The sequence below is a fragment of the Kamptonema sp. UHCC 0994 genome (genome assembly GCF_029167235.1).
Lineage (GTDB): Bacteria > Cyanobacteriota > Cyanobacteriia > Cyanobacteriales > Microcoleaceae > Kamptonema.
This window is the reverse complement of the sequence record NZ_JARFTR010000038.1, coordinates 21,599-28,012: the sequence shown is the minus strand read 5'-3', so window position 1 is coordinate 28,012 and position 6,414 is coordinate 21,599. Positions and strand designations below refer to the sequence as shown.

Below are 6,414 nucleotides of genomic sequence, written 5' to 3'. Positions count from 1 at the left end.
CGCCCAGAGGGCGGCGTTACAAACAGTTCTCTTAAATTTGGTTCCAGATTTTATCAATTGTAACAAAATTATACCCTCTATCTAAAAGTAGAGGAATAATTTCTGCTGCTGACAGCGCCACATCTTCCCCGCCACAATGTCCGTCGTGTAATACAATAATTGAACCGCTACAAGCCTGCTGAATCACGCGATTTACAACCACAGAAACCCCCGGTCTTACCCAATCTTCAGGTACTACACTCCACATTACAGGGCGATATCCCCAACCCGTTAATAAATCTAATTGGCGCGGTGTAAACAAACCATTTGGGGGGCGAACATCACGGACTAATTGAGGTGCTAAACTACAGGCTTTGTAAATATGATTTTGGGTATTTTCTAATTCCAATTTTAAGTCTGTTGGTGTCAGCTTAGGGAAAGATATATGTTGATAGCCATGCAAACCAATCCAGTGACCTTTTTCATAGATAGACTTAGCAATTTGCGGATAGCGTTGGACGCACAAGCCCAAGACAAAGAAGCTAGCTTTAATATTGTATTTATCTAAAACTTTAAGTAATTGAGGCGTATGTTGCGGGTGTGGGCCATCATCAAAAGTTAAGGCAATCTCGCAGCGATTGACATCTCCTGTCCACAGGCAATTTGGGAAAGTACGCTTTAAGATTGGATGGATAACTGGAAAAATAGGTGCTAAAGCCATTAATTCCTCTTATTGTGACTTGAGTTAAAAAAGGGATGGGGAAGGGTAAAAACAGATATAATAATTGGAACCATAGGAAATTAAATTTTTCCTGATAGCTGGTTACATTTAATTGTATCTTATAGTGTCAAGTGAAATTGTATAATAGTTGAAAAACAGGAGCCTATTTATGACCAACCCTGTAAATTTTTCCGATATTCAAAGCCATTGGGCAGAAAAATGTATTGTTGAGTTAGCACAGCGAGAAATGATTAGCGGCTATCCCAATCGCACTTTTCGCCCACAGGGAACAATTACTCGCGCTGAGTTTGCTGCTATTTTGCTCAAGGCTTTTCCAAATGTTCCATCAGTTGTTAGTTCAGTAACATTTACTGACGTACCAGAAAACCATTGGGCCCGCGAAGCAATTAAATTTGCTACGGAAAGAAAATTTTTTGCTGGTTATCCTGATGGCACTTTTAAGCCTAATCAAATGCTAGCACGGGTACAAGCAATTACAATTATAGCAAATGGGTTAAATTATCAGCCTGTTTCACCAGCTAACGAGACATTAAAGAAGTATTTTGACGATGCGGCGGAAATTCCAGACTATGGCAAAAATGCGGTAGCCGCCGCCACAGAAAACTACCTGATTGTCAACTATCCAAATGTCAGGAAACTTCAGCCCAACAAGAATGCTACGAGAGGCGAAATAGTTGCCTTATTGTGTCAAGCATTGAAAATAGAAAATGTATTGCCACCGCAGTATACGCCTTGGAGTGAATTTTTAGTAATTCCGCCCATCTTTGATGAGGCTGAGTCATTTTCTAGTGGGGTAGCTTGGGTAAAAATTGGTAAAAAATGGGGCGTAATTGACAAGACAGGAAAATTATTGATTCAACCAGAATATTATCTACATTATCCTTTTGTTAAAGGGCTGGCATTGGTGACAATTGGTGGGAAGTTCCGCTATATTGACAGAACAGGTAATATTGTGATTCAACAGGATTTTGAAGAAGCTTCTTCTTTTATTGATGGGTTAGCGTCTGTCAAGATTGGGGGCAAATTTGGCTCGATCGACACAAAAGGGAAAATGGTAATTCAGCCACAATTTGAAACTGCTATTTATTTTTCGGAAGGGTTAGCAGTAGTAAAATTTCAGGACAAAGATGGCTTTATTGACAAGACTGGTAAATTTGTAATTCCGCCCAAATTTAATTGGGCGCTTCCTTTTTCTGATGGTGTAGCTTTGGTTGTAGAGGATGGTAAATCTGGCTTTATTGACAAGACTGGAAAGTTCACTGAGATAATTCTTAATTACACATTGACTGATGCTATAGGTAATTTTTCTGAAGGTTTTGCGCGAGTTAGTCTCAGTGTTGGTGAAGGATATATTGACAAAACTGGGAAATTAGCTATTCAGCCTCAATTCAAGTATGCTTCGCCTTTTTCTGAAGGGTTAGCGGCAGTTTATAATGGTGAAAAACATGGATATATCAATACAAAAGGAGAGCTGGTAATTCCTTTTAGATTTAACAGTGCCTTCTCTTTTTCTGAGAGCTTAGCACAGGTGGAAAATGACGGGAAGTTTGGTTTTATAGACAAAAGTGGAAATTATGTTATTAATCCGCAATTTAGTCGGTCTTATGATGATATTTCTGACGGATTTGCTCCGGTATCTTTTGGTTTTGGTAAGTGGGGATATATTCGCACTCCTTTGTAGGCATTTTTGCCTTTGTTGATACCCTGAGATTGCTTCGCGGAGCTGGCAATGAAAAAATATACTATTACTCTGTCATTGCGAACGTAGTGAAGCAATCCACCACTTTTTTTAATCCTCTCTAACAGCCATGAGTAAAAACTATTACATCTACATAATGACTAATAAGTATAATACTGTGCTTTACACAGGTGTTACAAGTGATTTACAGAGAAGAGTTTATGAACATAAGTCAAAATTGATAGATGGCTTTACGAAAAAGTACAATATTATTAAATTGGTTTACTATGAGATTTTTGAGGATATATACAATGCGATCGCTAGAGAAAAACAGATTAAAGGAGGATCTCGCCAGAAGAAAATTGATTTAGTTAATAGTCTTAACCAAGAATGGAAAGATTTATATGATACCTTATGAACGTTGGGTTAGTGTGAGCGTATTTAATTTATCTGTTTTGGTCGATACCCTGGGATTGCTTCGCAGAGCTGGCAATGACAAAATATATTATTACTCTGTCATTGCGAACGTAGTGAAGCAATCCACCGCCTTTGTTGATACCCTGAGATTGCTTCGCGGAGCTGGCAATGACAAAATATATTATTACTCTGTCATTGCGAACGTAGTGAAGCAATCTCTTGCTGGCAACAATCATCTTGAGGATTACTTCGCAAGGCTTAGAATGACAAAAAATGAGAGTTGGTAACGACAAAAAAAAATAAATTAATTTAAATAAAATCTACCAGAAGATTGACGCAATTACAGCATACTGTAGTCCTATACTGCAAGAAAGAGTAACGCATCTACAAATATTCAAGGAGTCTCAAAATGGCAGAAGAATATAAAGCAGAACGTACAGTTTCAGCAGTATTTAAGGAAGAAGAGCAAATAGATGGTGCAATCCGTCGCTTGCTCGATCGCGGTGTGTCTCGCGATCATATTTCTGTGATGGGGAAAAATTTTAAGTCTGAAACCCGGATCGCTGGTTTTATTACCAAAAAAGACCTGATTCTCGGAGGCCTGCGAAACGGTGCCATTTTTGGTTCCCTGTTTGGCTCGTTTTTGAGCTTGTTAACAGGCGTTGGCGTATTATTTATTCCCTTTGTAGGGCCGGTGGTAGCAGCGGGGCCTTTGGGTGCTGTATTGATTGGTGCTGCTAGCGGTGCGATCGCAGGTTCTGCTGGTGCTGGCCTAGTCTCAGCTTTAGCCGCCTTGGGAATGCCTGAAGAGAAGGCAACTATTTATCAAACTCGGCTGGAAGCAGGGGAATTTCTGGTAATGGCAGAAGTACCCGCAGATAAATCAAGCGAAATTCAACTGCTGCTGGAAAGTGCTGGCGGCCAAGAAATTTCCGTCAGCGACATGACTTTACCACGCGCGGGTACTGGCCGCTACTCAGGCCCGGCTGACTTGTCCCCAGAAGTGCGATCGCACCTATCTGAAGAAGCTCAAAAAACATTCATCGATCGCTACAACAGCGCTTTTGACGAAACTAACGATGCGAGTAAGGCAGAACACACCGCTTGGGATGCTATTCACCAACAATACCAAGAAAATGAACAAGGTATCTGGACTCGACCTCTGGCAGCCAGCTTGAAAGCCTAGTATACAATTGCCTGTAGTTCCCACAATCCCAGTAGCTTAGTGCTCCTGGGAATGTCACAATAAAAGTGGGAGGTCAATCGAGTTTAGCCGAGACCACCCGGAAAAACGCACTCAAGGAAAAATTCATGCAGGCAGGTTGGCGAATTGGCTCTTTATTTGGCATCCCGCTATTTGTAGATTCCTCTTGGTTTGTGATTTTAGCGCTAGCAACCTTTGCCAATGCTAGAGAGTTCCAGGGAGCTTATGGGCCTGTGCTGTCTTGGGTTGCTGGATTTGCACTAGCTCTACTACTATTTGGCTCCGTACTCATGCACGAGTTAGGGCATAGTTTGGCAGCTATGTCTCAAGGTATTAAAGTTAATTCGATTACCCTATTTCTATTTGGCGGTGTTGCTTCCATTGAGCAGGAATCGAAAACTCCCGGTCAAGCTTTTCAAGTAGCGATCGCAGGCCCCGCAGTCAGCTTCGGACTATTTTTAATAGTTGGTTTAGCCGCCATAATTCTACCACCATCGAATTTACTCCGCGAACTGGCAGAACGCATATCCGAAATTAATCTAATTTTGGGGCTATTTAATTTAATTCCCGGTCTACCCTTGGATGGGGGACAGGTTTTAAAAGCAGCGGTTTGGAAAATCACCGGCTCTCGCTTAGCAGGTGTTCGTTGGGCCGCGAAAACAGGGCAAGTTTTAGGTTGGTTAGCGATCGCATTAGGAGCATCGCTCTTTTTACTGGTTGGGCAGCCAGGAGCCTTATGGATTGGTCTGATCGGCTGGTTTTGCCTGCGAAATGCCACCTCTTACAACCGCATAGCCGATTTACAATCAGCCTTACTGAAAACTAAAGCTGGCGATGCCATGAGCCGGGAATTTAGAGTTATTAATGCCGATCTCACACTCCGGCAATTTGCTGAGCAATATCTATTAGAAACTTCCCATTCTCAAATTTACGTTGCCTCTTCTAATGGTCGCGATCGCGGCTTAGTTTCTGTTGACGATATCCGCTTCACTGAGCGCAGTCAATGGGAAAAGCAAACCCTCAAAGATATTGTTAAACCCCTGAGCGAAGCCATTGCAGTTGGGGAAAAATCATCTTTAGTTGAAGTCATCAACTGCATGGAATCCCATCAAATGCGGCGGATTGTCGTACTCTCCCCTACGGGTTCTGTCGCCGGAACAATTGACAAAGGCGATATTGTACGAGCAGTTGCTAAATACTTAAATGCCAAGATTACAGAAGCCGATATCAAGCGCATTAAAGAAGAAGGTAACTATCCGCCCGGTTTACCCCTAAATGCGATCGCTAAATCAACAGAACAAAATTAACAATTAGCCATTAGCCATTAACAATTAGCCATTAACAATTAGCCATTAGCCATTAGCCATTAGCAATATAGACTCCCACTCTTTCTCCGAAAGAGGCTGCACCACCAACTCAATATTAAAACATTGCTTAGCAGCTAAAGTCAAAGCCTCAACCACAATTTCAATCAAAGTCTCTCCTTCAACACTTATATGCCTCGTAACGCCGCCCTCTGGGCGGTCAATTAACCGCCCAGAGGGTGGTTTTGCCTTAAAAAAAGGAAATTCCACAGCCATAATTTCTTCACCAAACACCTGATAAAATAACTTACAATCTGGTTGCAAACGCATAGAACCATGCTGTAAAATAGCATTACCACGACGCAATTGAGCGCTACCAATAAACTTACATCCGTTAGTCAAAACCAAATCTGCACCCGTAGCAGTACCAAAACAATTAGGGTTATGAATATAACCCCGTCCAGCCGAACCGTAATCCAAATCTAAACCAAGAGAACGCCAACCTTCAATCAAAAATTGACAGATAATTTGATAAGCTTCTGTGCGATTGCTACCCAATCCCGAAGCAATCACAGCATAAGTTAAATCACCTTGATGCAGCACTGCCCGCCCACCACTAGGACGTTTTACTAATTCTAAAGGCATTCCTTGCCAAGTTATTTCCTGCCAAAATTCAGGCCAGCGCCGCTGGTGATAACCCAGAGAAATCGCCGCAGGTTCCCAAGTATAAAACCGTAAAGTTGGCGGATGTTTCCCTAGGTGATGCTGTTCTAGCAACCATTCATCAATTGCCATTTGAACGGTTCCAGATGCTTGCATCAAAGGAATTATACGCCACATAAAAAGGGTAATTGCTAATTGCTAATTGCTAATTGCTAATTGCTAATTGCTAATTGCTAATTGCTAATTGCTAATTGCTAATTGCTAATTGCTAATTGCTAATTGCTAATTGCTAATTGTAGGGTGGGCGCTCGCCGCCAAAAATATTGTAATTCATAGCCATAGATGGTTGTCGGCGAGCGCCCACCTTACAACCTTACCAGGTAAAAGGAATTGCCCAGTTAACAGTTAACAGTTAACAATTAACAGT

At 41.6% G+C, this 6,414-nt stretch carries 7 protein-coding genes; 5 read left to right on the top strand and 2 right to left on the bottom strand.

Going from position 1 to position 6,414, the window contains the following annotated elements:
• Positions 1-31: 31 nt before the first annotated feature.
• Positions 32-700, bottom strand: coding sequence for a polysaccharide deacetylase family protein (locus tag PY364_RS03470; RefSeq protein WP_275520624.1), 669 nt, complete (start codon positions 698-700; stop codon positions 32-34).
• Between the two features lie 169 nt (positions 701-869).
• Between PY364_RS03470 and PY364_RS03465 the strand changes: the two genes are divergently transcribed.
• From PY364_RS03465 to PY364_RS03445, 5 genes are all read left to right on the top strand, one after another.
• Complete coding sequence (locus PY364_RS03465; RefSeq protein WP_275520622.1) at positions 870-2,402, top strand: WG repeat-containing protein; 1,533 nt, start codon at positions 870-872, stop codon at positions 2,400-2,402.
• Positions 2,403-2,529: 127 nt separating this feature from the next.
• Complete coding sequence (locus PY364_RS03460; RefSeq protein ID WP_275520620.1) at positions 2,530-2,817, top strand: GIY-YIG nuclease family protein; 288 nt, start codon at positions 2,530-2,532, stop codon at positions 2,815-2,817.
• Positions 2,804-3,103, top strand: coding sequence for a hypothetical protein (locus PY364_RS03455; RefSeq protein ID WP_275520618.1), 300 nt, complete (start codon positions 2,804-2,806; stop codon positions 3,101-3,103). Before PY364_RS03460 ends, PY364_RS03455 begins: the two co-directional genes overlap by 14 nt.
• Before the next feature lie 122 nt (positions 3,104-3,225).
• Positions 3,226-4,002, top strand: coding sequence for a ChaB family protein (locus PY364_RS03450; protein ID WP_275520616.1), 777 nt, complete (start codon positions 3,226-3,228; stop codon positions 4,000-4,002).
• 125 nt (positions 4,003-4,127) lie between these two features.
• Complete coding sequence (locus tag PY364_RS03445) at positions 4,128-5,327, top strand: site-2 protease family protein (RefSeq protein WP_275520614.1); 1,200 nt, start codon at positions 4,128-4,130, stop codon at positions 5,325-5,327.
• A gap of 45 nt (positions 5,328-5,372) precedes the next feature.
• Here the strand turns inward: PY364_RS03445 and PY364_RS03440 are convergent, their stop codons facing one another.
• A complete protein-coding gene (locus PY364_RS03440) occupies positions 5,373-6,164 on the bottom strand; it encodes a biotin/lipoate A/B protein ligase family protein (RefSeq protein WP_275520612.1) in 792 nt (263 codons plus the stop codon).
• Positions 6,165-6,414 lie beyond the last annotated feature (250 nt).

Excerpts from the sequence above, each read along its gene's own strand:
- PY364_RS03470 (WP_275520624.1), bottom strand. The coding sequence starts at position 700 with ATGGCTTTAGCACCTATTTTTCCAGTTATCCATCCAATCTTAAAGCGT.
- PY364_RS03465 (WP_275520622.1), top strand. The coding sequence starts at position 870 with ATGACCAACCCTGTAAATTTTTCCGATATTCAAAGCCATTGGGCAGAA.
- PY364_RS03460 (WP_275520620.1), top strand. The coding sequence starts at position 2,530 with ATGAGTAAAAACTATTACATCTACATAATGACTAATAAGTATAATACT.
- PY364_RS03455 (WP_275520618.1), top strand. The coding sequence starts at position 2,804 with ATGATACCTTATGAACGTTGGGTTAGTGTGAGCGTATTTAATTTATCT.
- PY364_RS03450 (WP_275520616.1), top strand. The coding sequence starts at position 3,226 with ATGGCAGAAGAATATAAAGCAGAACGTACAGTTTCAGCAGTATTTAAG.
- PY364_RS03445 (WP_275520614.1), top strand. The coding sequence starts at position 4,128 with ATGCAGGCAGGTTGGCGAATTGGCTCTTTATTTGGCATCCCGCTATTT.
- PY364_RS03440 (WP_275520612.1), bottom strand. The coding sequence starts at position 6,164 with ATGTGGCGTATAATTCCTTTGATGCAAGCATCTGGAACCGTTCAAATG.